Origin of the sequence: Sphingosinicella sp. (genome assembly GCF_052387495.1) — a bacterium.
Lineage (GTDB): Bacteria > Pseudomonadota > Alphaproteobacteria > Sphingomonadales > Sphingomonadaceae > Allosphingosinicella.
Map to the genome: position 1 here is coordinate 1 of NZ_JBQTJC010000089.1, position 13880 is coordinate 13880.

Annotated in this window: 19 protein-coding genes; 10 read left to right on the forward strand and 9 right to left on the reverse strand. The window is 69.7% G+C overall.

The annotated features are described in order from the left end of the window. On the reverse strand, window positions 1-199 hold a 199-nt coding region (locus tag ACT4N8_RS04895), incomplete at its 3' end, for a hypothetical protein (RefSeq protein ID WP_444857012.1). Between the two features lie 168 nt (window positions 200-367). Beyond that, window positions 368-724: a hypothetical protein gene (locus ACT4N8_RS04900; RefSeq protein ID WP_444857013.1), complete on the reverse strand. Its 357-nt coding sequence runs from the start codon at window positions 722-724 to the stop codon at window positions 368-370. A 132-nt stretch (window positions 725-856) separates the two neighbouring features. On the opposite strand from ACT4N8_RS04900, the gene ACT4N8_RS04905 reads away from it, so the two are divergent. After that, complete coding sequence (locus ACT4N8_RS04905) at window positions 857-1318, forward strand: hypothetical protein (protein ID WP_444857014.1); 462 nt, start codon at window positions 857-859, stop codon at window positions 1316-1318. 25 nt (window positions 1319-1343) lie between these two features. Here ACT4N8_RS04905 and ACT4N8_RS04910 read toward each other — a convergent pair whose 3' ends face one another. Then, complete coding sequence (locus tag ACT4N8_RS04910; protein WP_444857015.1) at window positions 1344-1823, reverse strand: hypothetical protein; 480 nt, start codon at window positions 1821-1823, stop codon at window positions 1344-1346. Between the two features lie 296 nt (window positions 1824-2119). Between ACT4N8_RS04910 and ACT4N8_RS04915 the strand changes: the two genes are divergently transcribed. From ACT4N8_RS04915 to ACT4N8_RS04925, 3 genes are read left to right on the forward strand one after another with little or no spacing between them, the layout of a single operon-like run. After that, window positions 2120-2989, forward strand: coding sequence for a hypothetical protein (locus tag ACT4N8_RS04915; RefSeq protein ID WP_444857016.1), 870 nt, complete (start codon window positions 2120-2122; stop codon window positions 2987-2989). Further along, entirely contained in the window at window positions 2990-4306 is a 1317-nt protein-coding gene (locus ACT4N8_RS04920) for a DNA-packaging protein (protein ID WP_444857017.1), read from the forward strand. It abuts the gene before it with no gap. Between the two features lie 56 nt (window positions 4307-4362). Further along, window positions 4363-5520, forward strand: a complete 1158-nt coding sequence (locus ACT4N8_RS04925) for an N-acetyltransferase (protein ID WP_444857018.1) — start codon at window positions 4363-4365, stop codon at window positions 5518-5520. A 7-nt stretch (window positions 5521-5527) separates the two neighbouring features. Here the strand turns inward: ACT4N8_RS04925 and ACT4N8_RS04930 are convergent, their stop codons facing one another. Continuing rightward, a complete protein-coding gene (locus tag ACT4N8_RS04930) occupies window positions 5528-5815 on the reverse strand; it encodes a hypothetical protein (RefSeq protein ID WP_444857019.1) in 288 nt (95 codons plus the stop codon). A 114-nt stretch (window positions 5816-5929) separates the two neighbouring features. Here ACT4N8_RS04930 and ACT4N8_RS04935 point away from each other — a divergent pair, with 114 nt between their 5' ends. Then, a complete protein-coding gene (locus ACT4N8_RS04935; protein WP_444857020.1) occupies window positions 5930-6418 on the forward strand; it encodes a hypothetical protein in 489 nt (162 codons plus the stop codon). Window positions 6419-6657: 239 nt separating this feature from the next. On the opposite strand, the gene ACT4N8_RS04940 is transcribed toward ACT4N8_RS04935, so the two are convergent. After that, complete coding sequence (locus tag ACT4N8_RS04940; RefSeq protein ID WP_444857021.1) at window positions 6658-6942, reverse strand: hypothetical protein; 285 nt, start codon at window positions 6940-6942, stop codon at window positions 6658-6660. A 75-nt stretch (window positions 6943-7017) separates the two neighbouring features. Then, a complete protein-coding gene (xth, locus tag ACT4N8_RS04945) occupies window positions 7018-7800 on the reverse strand; it encodes an exodeoxyribonuclease III (RefSeq protein WP_444857022.1) in 783 nt (260 codons plus the stop codon). Between the two features lie 77 nt (window positions 7801-7877). On the opposite strand from xth, the gene ACT4N8_RS04950 reads away from it, so the two are divergent. Genes ACT4N8_RS04950 through ACT4N8_RS04960 form a run of 3 tightly spaced genes read left to right on the forward strand, consistent with a single transcriptional unit; the run spans window position 7878 to window position 10786 of the window. After that, on the forward strand, window positions 7878-8897 hold the full coding sequence (locus ACT4N8_RS04950) for a polysaccharide deacetylase (protein WP_444857023.1): 1020 nt from the start codon (window positions 7878-7880) through the stop codon (window positions 8895-8897). Then, window positions 8884-9762, forward strand: coding sequence for a GNAT family N-acetyltransferase (locus tag ACT4N8_RS04955; protein ID WP_444857024.1), 879 nt, complete (start codon window positions 8884-8886; stop codon window positions 9760-9762). Before ACT4N8_RS04950 ends, ACT4N8_RS04955 begins: the two co-directional genes overlap by 14 nt. Before the next feature lie 4 nt (window positions 9763-9766). Further along, entirely contained in the window at window positions 9767-10786 is a 1020-nt protein-coding gene (locus ACT4N8_RS04960) for a GNAT family N-acetyltransferase (protein WP_444857025.1), read from the forward strand. Here the strand turns inward: ACT4N8_RS04960 and erpA are convergent. Beyond that, complete coding sequence (gene erpA / locus ACT4N8_RS04965) at window positions 10783-11109, reverse strand: iron-sulfur cluster insertion protein ErpA (RefSeq protein WP_444857026.1); 327 nt, start codon at window positions 11107-11109, stop codon at window positions 10783-10785. The genes ACT4N8_RS04960 and erpA overlap by 4 nt on opposite strands. A 74-nt stretch (window positions 11110-11183) precedes the next feature. On the opposite strand from erpA, the gene purS reads away from it, so the two are divergent. After that, window positions 11184-11426 (forward strand): phosphoribosylformylglycinamidine synthase subunit PurS, encoded by a 243-nt coding sequence (gene purS, locus ACT4N8_RS04970; protein WP_444857027.1) that lies wholly within the window; start codon window positions 11184-11186, stop codon window positions 11424-11426. Next, window positions 11423-12097, forward strand: coding sequence for a phosphoribosylformylglycinamidine synthase subunit PurQ (purQ, locus tag ACT4N8_RS04975; RefSeq protein ID WP_444857028.1), 675 nt, complete (start codon window positions 11423-11425; stop codon window positions 12095-12097). Before purS ends, purQ begins: the two co-directional genes overlap by 4 nt. A gap of 6 nt (window positions 12098-12103) precedes the next feature. Here purQ and ACT4N8_RS04980 read toward each other — a convergent pair whose 3' ends face one another. Both ACT4N8_RS04980 and ACT4N8_RS04985 read right to left on the reverse strand, forming a co-directional pair. Then, a complete protein-coding gene (locus ACT4N8_RS04980; RefSeq protein WP_444857029.1) occupies window positions 12104-12880 on the reverse strand; it encodes a slipin family protein in 777 nt (258 codons plus the stop codon). A gap of 1 nt (window position 12881) precedes the next feature. Beyond that, on the reverse strand, window positions 12882-13880 hold a 999-nt coding region (locus ACT4N8_RS04985; protein WP_444857030.1), incomplete at its 5' end, for an NfeD family protein.

Consider the following 13880-nt stretch of genomic DNA (forward strand, 5'->3'; position numbering starts at 1 on the left):
CGAGCCAGGGCAGCCAGGCGCGAAAGCCGGTGGCGAAATGCGCCGGATTGGCCTTCTTGAAGGCGACCGCCCGGGCCTCGAGATCGTGCTCGTAGACGGCCCGGGCGAGCTCGTCCGGATGGCCTCGCTTGAGGAAGGCAATCAGCTCGAGCCGCTCTTCCTCCTCGATTTGTGGATGACGCCGAAGCAGGTCGGTCATCCTCTGCTCCGTCGAGGGGACATCGCTTCCCGCGCGAGCGGGCGCGCGCGGACCGGGTGCGGTTCCGATATTGGTCATGACAGGCTCCATGAGCGTGCCCGCGACCCCCGTGGGAGACGCGGCGACGCTGGACAATGTGAGGGACGAGCCGCCGGCCGGCGGCGCGGATCACGAAGCGGGCGGAGCCCTGGCGCGGAAAGCATGCCACGCAGCCCGAGGCGCGGCGGCGGACGACAAAAGCGGCGGCCGGGCGCGGCCGGGCGAAGGCGGGAAGCCACGCGGCGCCGAAAGAGCGGCTGCATCGCCGTCGCCGAGAGAGTCGCCGTCGCGCTCGCAGCCGGCGTCGCCCGGCGCGTGGCGTTCGACGATGGCCGCGCCGGGCCCTGCATCGAGCTGCAGCAGCCAGGCCGGGGGCGAGCGCTCGCCCCGCAGGCCGGCCGCGGAGGCCCGGTTGGCGGGCAGGGCGGCAAGCAGCAGGGTCAGCAACGCCGACACCTGCACGAGCCTGGACGAGACCTGCTTCACCGAAAAACCCAATGCGCCGCGAGGACAGCCTCGGGCTCAGGTAGGAACCGCCTTGCCGTCTCGCAACGCGGACGCGCCGCGCTTGCATGGCGCGGACTCCGCGGGCAGTCTCCGCGCGGGGAGGGCAAGCCTATGCGCCGACTGATTCTTTTCGCTTCCGTGGCGTTGTTCGCTTCGTCCGCCGCGCAGGCGGCGGACTGGCGGGTGGTGGCGATCGACGATGCCGGGGAGCCCGGGCAGACGGTCGGCGCCTCGGTCGCCTTCGTCGACCTCGAGACGATCGCGCGGCAGGGCGACACGGTCCGCTTCGCAATGGAGGTGCGCTTCCGCCCGCAGAGGGGCAGCGCCAACATCATGCGATCGCGGATGCGCGCCGAATGCACGCCGCGCCGCTGGGCCTCGGAAGGCTCCGCCATCTACGCGGACGACCGGCTGCTCGACGAAAGCGGGCCGTCGCCGATGGCCGATGCCCGGCCCGGCACCAACGCCGTGAACGTCATCGACGGCGTCTGCAACCGGCAGTTCCAGAGCGGCAGCGTCGATCCCGCCAGCCACGCGGAAGGGATATTGGCGCAAACCTCCGGCGCGAAATAGGGCGCCGGCCCGCGCGCGATTCCGTTCAGTCGTCCTCGGGATCGAGATCCAGATCGATGTCGAGCTCGGGATCGAAATCGGCCATGCCGAGCTCGACGGCGCGCATGGCGGCGGCGGTGGCGCGCTCGGCGATGCGCGCGATGCGGCCCTGGACCTCCGCGCTCGCCATCACCCGCTCGACCCGCGCTTCGATCCGGGGCGCGGCGGCGCGCAGCACGCGGCGCACCTCGGGGCTGTCGGCGCGGCGGCCGTTGGTGCAGATCAGGGTGTCGTTGTTCATGTTGAGCTCAAAGCCGTCCCACTCGCCGGGGGCATAGCCGCAGGCCTCGGCGATCACCGCCTGCTCGTCGGGCGTGAACCAGGGCCCGTCGGCGCGCAGCTGCCGGTCAATTTCCGCGCCGAGGCCGGAATCGTCGCCCGGATCCGCCGTCGCCGGCAACGGCGCCGCCACGATCCCCGCCACCATCACCAGCACCGCCGCGCCCAGGCCCAGCTTGTTCCGCATCGTCACTCTCCCGATTTGAGGCTGCTACGTTTGTGGCACACCGGGATGAACGGCCAGTGAATGGAGATGCGGAGCGCGTCACTTTCAGCTAACATCCTATCTGGCACTTTTCTCTTGACAGCGTGACGCTGATATGGTACTTTCCTCCCATGCTGCGGAAGTGTAGCTGGTTCCCGAGTCGCTGAGTTTTCCTCAGGGCAGGCCGGGAAGTGAGACCGGGTCCCGGCCTGCGCCGGGATGCAAGACAATCAGGCCGGTGCGGGCTTCGCGCCGGCTTTTTTCATGGGACGAGCGGGATGGCGATACGGTCGGGGCGCGGGCGCGCCTGGCGGCGGGGGGTGACGCGCGCGCTGGACGGGGACGAGATTGCGGCGTTTCTCGCGGCGATCGAGCAAGGCGAGACGGTGGCGGGGGCCGCGGCGGCGGCGGGGATCGCGGTTTCGACCGCTTATTACCGGCGGCGGAATTGTCCCGACTTCGCGCGCGGCTGGGCCGAGGCGAAGGCGCGGGAGATCGCCGCCTGGTCGGCGGCGGGCGCGGCTGCCGAGGGCAAGACGATCGTGCGCGGCCATGCCGGGCGGCGGCTGATGCGCAAGCGCAAGCGGCCGGTGGAGTTCGACCGCGACCGCAAGCAGGCCTTTCTCGATCACTTCGCCGGGAGCTGCAATCTGGCGGCGGCGGCGCGCGCGGCGGGCGTAGGCGTCAGCGCCGTCTATCGCGCGCTCGCCAATGACAGCGCCTTCGCCGAGGGATTCCAGGCGGGGCTCGAGATCGGCTACCGGCTGCTCGAGGCCGAGGCGCTGGGCCAGCAGCGCGCGGCGCAGCTTCGCTATGCGATCGATCCCAAGCCGGACCCGGCCGCCGAGGCGCAGAGCTTCGAGCGGACGATGCAGCTGCTGCGCGAATATAATCGCGGGGCGGGCGCGGTCGGGCGGCGGGCGCCGCGCACTGGCGACGCGCGCTCGCGCTGGAGCTTCGACGAGGCAATGGCGGCGCTGGAGAAGGAGCTGGATGCCTTCGAGGCATCGGGACCGGTGATCGAGGCGGAGGAGGACGAGGCGCCGGCGGATGACGAGGCCCGGCGAGAAGAGGCCCCTCCACCACCCGTTGAGTGGTCCCCCTCCCCCGGAAATCCGGGGGAGGATAAGGCTCTCGGGGAGGAATAAGTGGGGCGCGACGCGGCGCGGCGGTTGCTGCGCCGGCTCAAGAAGCTGTCGCCGTTCGCGCGGCGGCGGCTGATCGCGCGGCTGCCGCGGCCGGCGGTGCGCGCGATCCGCGAGGAATGGTGGTGGCACGCCCATGGCGGGCAATGCGCACCCGGCGGCCCCTGGCGCGTGTGGCTGATCATGGCGGGGCGCGGCTTCGGCAAGACCCGGGCCGGCGCGGAATGGGTGTGGGCGCGGGCGCGCGAGAACCCGCGCGCCCGGATCGCGCTGGTCGCGGCGAGCCTGGACGAGGTGGCGCGGGTGATGGTGGAGGGCGAGAGCGGGCTGCTCGCCTGCGCGCGCAGCGACGAGACGCCGGTCTGGCGGCCGAGCAAGGGCGAATTCCTGTTCCCCTCCGGCGCGGTGGCGCAGGCCTATTCGGGCGCGCACCCGGCGATGCTGCGCGGGCCGCAGCACGATTTCGCCTGGTGCGACGAGCTGGCGAAATGGCAGCATCCGGCGGAGGCCTGGACGAACTTGCGGCTGGGGCTGCGGCTGGGCGAGAAGCCGCGCGCGCTGGTGACGACGACGCCGGCGCCGGTGGCGGCGCTGAAGCGGATAGCGGCGGCGGCGGACACGGCGACGACGCGCGGGCGGACGGCGGACAATCCCCATCTGCCCGAGGATTTCGTGACGGCGATGATCGCCGATTATGGCGGCACGCGGCTCGGCCGGCAGGAGCTGGACGGCGTGCTGTTCGACGACGTCGACAACGCCTTGTGGGAGAGGGAGATGATCGAACAGTTGCGGACGGGCCCGCGCCTGGCGGGAGAGATGCGGCGCGTGGTGATCGGGGTGGATCCGCCGGCCTCGGCGGGCGGGACCTGCGGGATCGTCGCCTGCGGGCTGGACGCGGACGGGCGCGCCTGGGTGCTGGGCGATCACAGCGTCGCCGGCGCCTCGCCGAACGGCTGGGCGCGCAAGGTCGCGGCGGCGGCGGAAATCTGGCGCGCCGACCGGATCGTGGCGGAGAAGAACAATGGCGGCGACATGGTGGGGAGCACGCTGACGAGCGTCGCGCCGGAGCTGCCGGTCAAGCTGGTCAGCGCCAGCCGGGGCAAGAGCGCGCGGGCCGAGCCGATCGTCGCGCGCTTCGAGGCCGGTCAGGCGGGCTTCGCCGGGCATTTCCCCGAGCTGGAGGACCAGCTGTGCGGGATGACGGTGGACGGCTATCGCGGGCCGGGGGAGAGCCCGGACCGGGCTGACGCGATGGTCTGGGCGCTGACCGAGCTGGTGGTGAAGCCGCCGCGCGCGGAGCCGCGGATACGAAGGCTCTAGCGGATGAGGGACAACGCCCCTCGACTTCGCTCGGGGCGAACGGGTAGGCAGACGCCATGACCGTCACCGTGCGCCGCGTTGTCTCGAAGGCCGAGCGGAAGGAATTCGTCGAGCTCGCCTATCGGCTGAATGCAGGCGATCCCAATTGGGTGCCGCCGCTGAAGGACGAGGTGCGGGGGCTGATCACGCCGGGGAAGAATCCCTGGTTCGAGCATGCCGAGGCGGCATTCTTTCTCGCCGAGCGTGATGGCAAGGCAGTGGGGCGGATCTCAGCGCAGGTGGACCAGCTCGTGCTCGAGCATATGGCGCCGGGGCTCGGCCAGTGGGGGATGTTCGAGGCGGCGGACGAGGAGACGGCGCGGGCACTGCTCGGCGCGGCGGAGGACTGGCTCAAGGCCAAGGGCATGACCAATGCGATGGGCCCCTTCTCGCTCGGCATCTGGGACGAACCGGGGCTGCTGATCGAAGGGCACGACCATCCGCCGATGGTGATGATGGGGCACAACAAGGCCGAGTATCGGGGCTGGATCGAGGGGGCGGGCTACGCCAAGGCCAAGGACCTCTACACTTACGACGTCCCCTCCGACCGGCCCTTCCCTCCGATCGTCGAGCGGATCGTGGCGTCGGGCGAGAAGAATTCGCGCATCCGCATCCGCAAGATCGACAAGAGCCGGTTCGACGCGGAGGCGGCTTTGCTCCTCTCGATCCTCAACGAGGCCTGGGCGGAGAATTGGGGCTTCATCCCGCTCACCGACAGCGAGATCGCCTATGCCGGGAAGAAGCTGAAGCCGATCGTTCTCGAGGACATGATCCTTGTCGCCGAATATGACGACGGGCTCGAACCCGGCCATTGGTTCGAGCCCGTCGCATTCATGATGTCGCTGCCGGATGTGAACGAGTTCCTGATGGAGTTGAAGGGCGAGCTCTTCCCGTTCGGCTGGGCGAAGCTGTTGTGGCGGCTGAAGCGGATGCGGCCCAAAGGGGGCCGGGTGCCGCTGATGGGCGTGCTGTCGAAGCTCCACGCGACCCGGCTGGCGAGCCAGCTCGCCTTCATGATGATCGAATATATCCGTCGCGCGGGGAACGGCCGTTACGGCATCACCCGCGCCGAGGTGGGGTGGATCCTCGAGGACAATGCGCCGATGCTGTCGATCGCCGACGCGATCCAGGCGCGGCGCAACCGCACCTACCGGATTTACGAGAAGCCCTTGTAGGACGGCCCTACTGGCCGTTGGCGGTGATCGAGATGGCGCGATTGTCGCCGGTGCGGAAATCGGCGCGGACATCGCCCTCGGCGGCGTTGATCGTGGCGCCGCCGACCGAGACCTCGCTCCGTCCGTCACCGAAATCGGCGCGGACCCCGCCCATGTTGAACTCGGCGTCGAGCTTGCCTTCGACGCGGTTGCCGCGCGCCTCGATTGCGCCGTTGTCGGATTCGGACGTGTAGGTGATGTCGCAGCCGGCGAGCGCCAGCGGAGCGAGCGTCAGGACGAGCGCCCTGCATCTCATTTCCTTTCTCCTCGCGCCGCCAACGCCCGCCCAAGCGGGCCGTTCCGCCCGGCTTTCGCTTGGCCCGCGGGCTTGTTATGCTCGGCGCGGACTTGGAAAGGGGCGGATCCTGCGATGAGACTGCGCAACCTGGCCGCGCTGGCGGCGCTCGGGCTCGCCTCGTGCGGCTATGTCGACGTCAATTTCGGCGGCGGCGAGGACAATCAGAGCGCCAATCAGGCCGGCAATGCCGCGGCGCCGGCGACCGGCAACCAGGCGCAGGCGGCGGATGCCGGCGTCACTTCGAGCCGCTCGCTCCAGCAGCTCCAGGGCGGCGGCGCGAGCGGCGGCAAGGACCCGGCGGCCGGCGGCGGTCCGATCAACGCGGCGCTGCTGATCGGCTCCTGGGGCGACGACGGCGACTGCTCCAACCCGACCGAGCTCTTCGCCGACGGCACCTTCCGCGCGCCTAATGGCGGCCAGGGCAATTGGCGGCTCGAGGGCAACACCCTGGTCGCCACCGGCCCCGGCGGGGCGGCGACGATGCAGATCACCTCGGTGAGCGCGACCGAGCTGGTCGGCACCGACGCGCAAGGCGCGCCGGGCCGCTCGATCCGCTGCTGAGTACGACGGGCGGCGAAGCGAGCCGCCCGGCGGGCGGATACGTCAGACGGGCGGTTCTCGACTCGCCCCGGCCATGTTATGGAGGTGCCGGCGCGCGTGACGCGGTGAATCTTGCTCCGTGGCACGGGTACGGCCCCCAGGCCGACCGAACGCATCGTGGGGAACGCAAGTCCCACCGCGCGCCACCTATCTAAAAGAGTTCGCCGCTGGCTTTTCGCGTGAGCGGGCGTGGTGAGTTGCTACTCCCCGGTGCAGCGACCGGTCTGGCCCATGCCGCCGCAGGCCGCGGTCTCCATCCAGCGCTGACCCGACTTGCGGCCTTCTTCGGCGGCGCGGTCCCACTCGGCCCTGGTCAGGCAGACGCGCCGGCGCGAAGCGAGCTTGCCGGTTTCCTGCGTGCTCCGGCAGATGCGGCGCCCCTCATGTTCACGCGAACTCGCCTGGCTCATCTGGGCCACGCCCGTTGCGCTCATCGCCACCAGCGATCCGGCGACCGTCGCCACCGCCAACGTCAGTCTCAACATAGAGCCTCTCCCGCGCGCACTGCACGGCAAGTCTATGCCGGAAGGCCATCGAACGCAATGACTTGGCCTTGACGGTCAGTCCTCGAGCGTCACCCAGGTCGGGGCGTGATCGCTGGCCTTCTCGCGGCCGCGATAGTCCTTGTCGACGCCCGCATCGAGCAGGCGGTCGGCGGCCAAAGCGGAGAGCAGCAGGTGGTCGATGCGGAAGCCAGCGTCGCGCTGCCAGCAGCCGGCGGTATAGTCCCAGAAGGTGTAGACGGCGCCTTCGGGATAGCGGGCGCGGATCGCGTCGGTATAGCCGAGGTTGAGGATGCGGCGGAGGCCCTGGCGGCTCTCGGGCTGCATCAGCGCGTCCGAGGCCATCGCCTTGGCGGAGAAGACGTCATCGGGATCGTCGGTCGGGATCACGTTCCAGTCGCCGGCGAGGACGGCCGGTCGTTCCTCGGCGAGCAGCTCGGCGGCATGGGCGCGCAGGCGATCGAGCCAGGCGAGCTTGTAGGCGAATTTCTCGGTGCCGACCGGATTGCCGTTGGGAAGGTAGATAGAGGCGACGACGACATCGCCGACCTCGGCCTCGATATAGCGACTGTGGGTGTCGTCGGGATCGCCGGGCAGGCCCTGACGGCGGAGCGTCACCGGGCTGGCGGCCGGGGCAAGGATGGCGACGCCGTTAAAGCCCTTCTGCCCATGCCAGACGCCGTCATAGCCGGCGGCGCGGATGTCCATGATCGGGAAGGCGTCGTCGTCGCACTTGATCTCTTGCAGACAGAGCGCATCGGGCTTTTGCTCGTCGAGATATTCGAGGAGCCTGGGGAGCCGGGCGCGGATGCCGTTCAGATTGTAGCTGACGATCTTCATGGGTCCCGCGATAGCATTGTCCGCCGCCGAGAAAACCCGTTTAGCGGGCCTTTACCTCGCGCGCGTATGACGCGCGCATGGCGACCCGCGTCCTTCTCACCGTCGACACCGAGCTGACCTGGCGGCATTTCGCAGCCGGGGGCGGCTGGTGCGAGAATTTCGTGCGCAGCGTGGAGCCGGCGGGCGTCGGCATTTCCTACCAGCTTAAACGGCTCGCCGAGCACGGCCTTTCGGCCTGCTTCTTCGTCGATCCGATGCCGGCGCTCGTCTACGGGCTCGAGCCGGTCCGCCGGATGATCGAGCCGATCCTCGACGCGGGCCAGGAGGTGCAGCTGCACCTGCACAGCTTCTGGCACGATCTTGCCCAAGGCAATCGCGACGACGCGCGTTTCGAGCTGACCAAGTTCGATGCGGCCGCGCAGCGCGAGCTGATCGAGCAGGCGCGCGGACTGCTGATGGCGGCGGGGGCGCCCGCGCCGGTCGCCTTCCGCTCGGGCAGCTATGCCGCCGACGCGGACACGCTGCGCCCGCTGCGCGACCTCGGCTTCGCCTGGGATAGCAGCCATAACGGCGCCGACCATCCCTGGCCGAGCGCGCTGCCGCTCGATCCGGCGCTGATCGACCCGGCGCCGTGCGAAGGGGTCACCGAAATCCCGGTCAGCCAGATCCGCCGAGCCGACGGCGGCCTGCGCCCGTTCCAGCTCTGCGCGCTCTCTCGCCAGGAAATGAAGGCGGCGCTGAGCCATGCGGCGCACCACGGCCACCCGACCACGACCATCGTCAGCCATAGCTTCGAGCTCGCCACGCGTGACGGCAAACGGGTCAACAAATTGGTGCGGGGCCGCTTCGACTGGCTGTGCCGCTTCCTCGCGGCAAACGAGGCGACTATGCCGACCATGCGCTTCGACGCGCTGACCGCCGCGCCGCCCGCCGAGCCGGGCGAGCCGCTGCCGCCCCGCCGTCTGCGCACCGCGCGGCGCATGGCCGAGCAGGCTGTCGGCGCGGCGCTCTACGAAAAGCCGTTGGTCGGCGCCGCGCTGGTCGCGCTGCCGCCGCTGGCGGCGTTCGAGGAACTGGTCGTCCATGCCGGCCTCTGATGTCGCCCTGCCGCTTCGCATCGGGACGCGCACGCTCTTCACACTGCGCCGGCGGCTTGTGCGGCGCGGGCTCTCGCTCGAAGAGGCGCTCGGCGGCGGCCTGCCGGCGCTGCCAACGCTTGGCGAGGGCGAACAGGGCTATCTGGTCAACGCCTTGCCCGCCGGCCGGATCGACACGCTGGCCGCGCGCCATGCCGGCCTCAAGTCGTTCGTGCGCCAGCTTTACCGGCGCAGCTATGCCCGGCTCGACCAGGATTTCGAAACCTATCTCGCGGGCTTTTCGTCGAAAAGCCGCTCGACCTGCCGGCGCAAGCTGCGCAAGTTCGCCGAGGCTTCCGGCGGCGCCATCGACCTGCGCTCTTACCGGAGCGAAGCGGAGATCGGCGAGTTCTATGAGGCCGCGCGGCGCGTTTCCGCCCGCAGCTATCAGGAGCGGCTGCTCGATTGCGGTCTGCCCGAGGGCGCGGAAGCGGTCGCCGACATGCGCGCGCTCGCCCGCAAGGGCCGTGCACGCGGCTGGCTGCTCTACCTGAAGGGCGAGCCGGTCAGCTATCTCTGGGCGCCCGCCGAGGGCGGGACCTTGCTCTACGCTTATCTCGGCTACGATCCCGATTATGCGGAGCTATCGCCCGGCATTGTGCTGCAGCTCGAGGCGATGCGCGAGCTGATGGCGGAACGCGCCTTCCGCCTGTTCGATTTCACCGAGGGCGACGGGCAGCACAAGAGGCTGTTCGCGACCGACGGGCTCGACTGCGTCGATCTGCTGCTGCTGCGGCCGAACGCGGCGAACCTTCTCTCCGCTTATGCGCTGACCGCGTTCGACAAATTGGTCGCGGCGGCCAAAGCGCTGACCGGAAGGCGTTGAAGCCATGCCGATCGAATTCGCCACTGCGGTGCTCGCTTCGGTCGAGCAGGGCTTCCCGGCGACGATCGACGCGATCGCGGTGGCGGCGCGGCACGCCTTCCTCCGTCGTCCCTGGTATGCCGACGGCGGAAACCAAGGCGCGCGCACGCTGATCGCGACCCGGCCCGGCGGCGAGGCGATCGGCGCGCTGCCGCTGGTGCGGGTCGGGCCCGCCATTCTGGGTATCAAGGCGATCGCGGGCCCCTATTGGCCGTTCCGTTTCATGCCGCTCGCGGCCAACGCGAACGAGGAAGAGCTGACCGCCGCGCTCGACACTCCGGTGGCGCGCCGCACCTTGGGCCGGCTCTGGCGGCTGGGCCCCGCGCGGGAAGGCGATGCGGCCGTGCTGATCCGCGCGGCGCGGCGCGCCGGCTATCGCGCGCTCTCGCGCCGCGCGGGCACGTCCTACGCACTCGACATCGCCGGCGGTGACTGGCCGAAGCCCTCGACCCTGCGCAATCTCAGGAAGCACGAGAAGAAGCTCGCGCGGCTGGGCAGCCTCGATTTCCGCTTCGTCAGCGGGGCAGCATGGAGCGGCGCAGTGCTCGACGAGCTGGCGGAAATCGAGCGCAAGGCCTGGGCGGGCAACCAGAAGGACGCCGACCGCAAATTCCTCGATCCCACGCTGCTCGCGGGCTGGGCGGCGACAATCGCCGACCCCGTGCTGGCGGAAATGCTGAGCGTCGGCATCCTCTCGATCGGCGGCGCGTCGGTGGCGTTCAGCTTCGGCCTCGATTGCGGCCGGACGCGCCATTGCATCGCGACCAGCTACGACGCGCGCTTCGCCCGTCACAGCCCCGGCTATCTGACCGGTTATTGGACCTACATGAAAGCGGCCGAGCGCGGCGTCGAGATGCTGAGCCTGGGCGCGGGCGACAATGGCGAGAAGAGCAGCATGGGCGCGGTGCCCGAAGGTGAGCTGACGGATTATCTGTTCGTGCGCGGGGCGATGCTCGCCGGCCTGCTCAGGCCCTTCTGGCGCTAGATCGAGAAGCTGGTCCCGCAGCCGCAGCCGGACTGGGCGTTCGGGTTGGTCACCTGGAAAGACGCGCCGCCGAGGCTCTCGACGAAGTCGACGGTCGAGCCGCGCACCAGATCGAGCGAGACCGGATCGACGACGAGCGTCACGCCGTCCGCGACGGCGGTAACATCGTCCTGCGCCACTTCGTCGGCGAGGCCGAAGCGGTATTGGAAGCCGGCGCAGCCGCCGCCGTCCACCGACAGCCGCAGGATCGCCGGCTTCGCCTGCCGCTCGGCGATCGCGGCGACGCGCGCGGCGGCCGAGGATGAAAGGGCGATCTCGCTCATGCCCATCAAATCGGAGCGCAAGCGGCCGGAAACCAGCCCTTGCGGCGCTCGCGGCGAATAGCCATAGGGCGGCCATGAAGACCCGTGTCTATGTCACGCTGAAGAACGGGGTCCTCGACCCCCAGGGCAAAGCCATCCACCACGCGCTCGAAGGGCTGGGCTTTTCCGGCGTCAACGACGTGCGCGCCGGCAAGCTGATCGAGCTCGATCTCGACCCGGGCGTCGGCGAGGCGGAGGTGGAGGAGATGTGCCGAAAGCTCCTCGCCAACACGGTGATCGAGAATTTCCGGATCGAGCGGGCGGAGAGCGCCGCTTGAGGAGCGCCGTGATCGTCTTTCCCGGCTCCAATTGCGACCGGGACATGGCCGAGGCGCTGAAGCTGGTCTCGGGCCGCGCCCCGGCGATGGTCTGGCACCGGGAGAGCGAGCTGCCGGACGGGCTCGACCTGATCGCGATCCCCGGCGGCTTCTCCTATGGCGATTATCTCCGCGCCGGGGCGATGGCGGCGCAATCGCCGGTGATGCGGGCGGTGCGCGAGGCGGCCGAGCGCGGCGTTTTCGTGCTCGGGGTCTGCAACGGCTTCCAGGTGCTGACCGAATCGCACCTGCTGCCCGGCGCGCTGATGCGCAATGCCGGCATCTCCTTCGTCTGCCGCGACGTGCCGCTGGTGGTCGAGAACAGCCAGTCGGCCTTCACCGGCGGCTACGAGGCGGGCGAGCGGATCGCGCTGCCCGTCGCCCACCACGACGGCAATTACCAGGCCGACGCCGAGACGCTCGATCGGCTGGAGGGCGAGGGCCGGGTGGCGCTGCGCTATGCCGACGCGGTCAACGGCTCGGCCCGCGGCATCGCCGGCATCCTCAACGACGCGGGCAACGTCATGGGCCTGATGCCCCACCCGGAACGGGCCGTGGAAGCCGCCCACGGCAATAGCGACGGGCGGCGGCTGTTCGAAGCCCTGCTGGAGGCGGTCAGCCAGCCGGCCTGACGCGCTCTAGCTTCCCTCATCCTTATGCGCGGCGGCGTCCAGCCATTCCCTGAGCGCCATCGGGAAGGGGAAGACGATGGTGTTGCTGCGCTCGTTGGCGATGACGTTCAGGCTGGATAGATAGCGAAGCTGCATCGCTTCGGGCGCTTGCGCAAGAATGCGCGCGGCCTCGAGCAGCTTCTGCGCGGCCTGCTCCTCGCCTTCGGCGTTGATCACCTTGGCGCGCCGCTCGCGCTCCGCCTCGGCCTGGCGGGCGATCGCGCGGACCATCACCTCGTTGAGATCGACATGCTTGATCTCGACATTGGCGACCTTGATGCCCCAGGCGTCGGTCTGGCTGTCGAGGATCTCCTGGATGTCGGCGTTGAGCTTGTCGCGCTCGGCCAGCATCTCATCGAGCTCGTGCTTGCCGAGCACCGAACGCAGCGTCGTCTGCGCTAGCTGGCTCGTCGCGCCCATATAATCCTCGACCTGGATATTCGCCTTCTCCGGGTCGATCACCCGGAAATAGATCACCGCATTGACCCGCACCGAGACATTGTCACGGCTGATCACGTCCTGGGTCGGCACATCGAGGACGAGCGTGCGCAGGTCGGTCCGCACCATCTGCTGGACGAACGGGATGAGGATGATGAGACCGGGCCCCTTCACCCCGGTGAAGCGGCCGAGCGTGAACACGACGCCGCGCTCATATTCGCGCAGGATCTTGATCGCCGCGGCGAGGAAGATGAGGAGAAAGAGGATCAGCGGGGCGTAGAAGCCGTAATTTTCCAGTATTTTCATCTCATCCTCCTCCTTCTTCGACGGGCTCGACCGTGAGGGCCAGCCCTTCGACTCGCGTCACCCGGACCGGGGCGCCCTTGGTCAGCCGCTGCGGGCCGACAGCGCGCCACCGCTCGCTATGGACGAAGGCGTGGCCGCGCCCCTGGTTCCAGTCGATCACGGTGCCGCGGGCGCCGATCATTTCCTCGACGCCGCTGACGATCCTGCGCCGGCGAGCGTCGAACGCCAGGCGGGCGATCGCGGCCAGGGCGAGAGCGCTGACGACGGCGAGCGCCGCGACCGTCGGCCAGCTGATCCGGAATTCGGGAATATCAGTGTCGACGAGAATCGTGCCGCCGAGCAGGAAGGCGACAATGCCGCCGATCCCCAATATGCCGAAGGAGGGCGCGAAGGCCTCCGCCGTCATCAGCGCCAGGCCGAGCAAGATCAGCGCAGCGCCGGCGAAGTTCACCGGCAGCGCGGCCAGCGCGTAAAGGGCGATGAGCAGGCAGATCGCGCCGATCGTCCCGGGAAAGAGCGCGCCGGGGTTCATGAACTCGAAAAACAGGCCGTAGACGCCGATCATCATCAGGATGAGCGCGACATTGGGGTTGGTGATGGTCGCGAGGAAACGGGTCCGCCAGTTGGGCTCGATCCGGACGAGCGCCAGCCCCTGCGTGCGCAAGGTGCGCTCCGCCCCGGCGGCGGTGACGGTGCGCCCGTCGAGTCGCGTCATCAGCTCGTCCATGTCGCGCGCGACGATCTCGATCGCACCCTGCTCCAGCGCCGCAGTGGCCGACAGGCTGGCGGCGCGGCGCACCGCCTGCTCCGCCCAATCGGCATTGCGGCCACGCAGCTCGGCGAGCGAGCGAATGAAGGCGACGGCGTCGTTTACCGCCTTGGCGTCGAGCGCGGTGCCGGACGCGGGCGCCTGCTCGTTGCCCTGCCCGCCTTTATCCTTGGGAGCTGGCGCGGGGGTGCCGCCGATCTGAACCGGCGTCGCCGCGCCGACATTGGTGCC

Excerpts from the sequence above, each read along its gene's own strand:
- ACT4N8_RS04905 (WP_444857014.1), top strand. The coding sequence starts at position 857 with ATGCGCCGACTGATTCTTTTCGCTTCCGTGGCGTTGTTCGCTTCGTCC.
- ACT4N8_RS04910 (WP_444857015.1), bottom strand. The coding sequence starts at position 1,823 with ATGCGGAACAAGCTGGGCCTGGGCGCGGCGGTGCTGGTGATGGTGGCG.
- ACT4N8_RS04915 (WP_444857016.1), top strand. The coding sequence starts at position 2,120 with ATGGCGATACGGTCGGGGCGCGGGCGCGCCTGGCGGCGGGGGGTGACG.
- ACT4N8_RS04925 (WP_444857018.1), top strand. The coding sequence starts at position 4,363 with ATGACCGTCACCGTGCGCCGCGTTGTCTCGAAGGCCGAGCGGAAGGAA.
- ACT4N8_RS04930 (WP_444857019.1), bottom strand. The coding sequence starts at position 5,815 with ATGAGATGCAGGGCGCTCGTCCTGACGCTCGCTCCGCTGGCGCTCGCC.
- ACT4N8_RS04935 (WP_444857020.1), top strand. The coding sequence starts at position 5,930 with ATGAGACTGCGCAACCTGGCCGCGCTGGCGGCGCTCGGGCTCGCCTCG.
- ACT4N8_RS04940 (WP_444857021.1), bottom strand. The coding sequence starts at position 6,942 with ATGTTGAGACTGACGTTGGCGGTGGCGACGGTCGCCGGATCGCTGGTG.
- xth (WP_444857022.1), bottom strand. The coding sequence starts at position 7,800 with ATGAAGATCGTCAGCTACAATCTGAACGGCATCCGCGCCCGGCTCCCC.
- ACT4N8_RS04950 (WP_444857023.1), top strand. The coding sequence starts at position 7,878 with ATGGCGACCCGCGTCCTTCTCACCGTCGACACCGAGCTGACCTGGCGG.
- ACT4N8_RS04955 (WP_444857024.1), top strand. The coding sequence starts at position 8,884 with ATGCCGGCCTCTGATGTCGCCCTGCCGCTTCGCATCGGGACGCGCACG.
- ACT4N8_RS04960 (WP_444857025.1), top strand. The coding sequence starts at position 9,767 with ATGCCGATCGAATTCGCCACTGCGGTGCTCGCTTCGGTCGAGCAGGGC.
- erpA (WP_444857026.1), bottom strand. The coding sequence starts at position 11,109 with ATGAGCGAGATCGCCCTTTCATCCTCGGCCGCCGCGCGCGTCGCCGCG.
- purS (WP_444857027.1), top strand. The coding sequence starts at position 11,184 with ATGAAGACCCGTGTCTATGTCACGCTGAAGAACGGGGTCCTCGACCCC.
- ACT4N8_RS04980 (WP_444857029.1), bottom strand. The coding sequence starts at position 12,880 with ATGAAAATACTGGAAAATTACGGCTTCTACGCCCCGCTGATCCTCTTT.